Below are 247 nucleotides of genomic sequence, written 5' to 3'. Positions count from 1 at the left end.
AAAAGAACCCAGCAGTAGCACCTGAAAAAACAGAAGTTGCAGACAAAACAGCTTTAACCCCAGAAGAAAAAGCAGAAGTAGAAAAGAAAGTTAAAGAAAAGAATCCAAAAGCAGAAAAAGTAGAAGTAGGCAACGATGGATCAGTAACTTTAACCTACCCAGACAAATCTACAAACACTTTAACTCCTGAGCAAACTGTAACAGAAAAAGCAGGTGATACAGAAACCGACGCTAAAAAGAACCCAGC

General features: G+C 38.5%; 1 protein-coding gene. It reads left to right on the top strand.

Features of this window, described 5'->3' with window-relative positions; genetic code table 11:
* The coding region (locus HMPREF2782_RS09505; RefSeq protein WP_222563138.1) for a MiiA motif-containing surface protein at nucleotides 1–247 on the top strand (247 nt) is incomplete at both ends.

Origin of the sequence: Anaerococcus sp. HMSC068A02 (assembly GCF_001811125.1) — a bacterium.
GTDB classification, from domain to species: domain Bacteria; phylum Bacillota; class Clostridia; order Tissierellales; family Peptoniphilaceae; genus Anaerococcus; species Anaerococcus vaginalis_C.
Note: the sequence above shows the minus strand (reverse complement) of the source record. Positions and strands in the feature narration are given on the sequence as shown.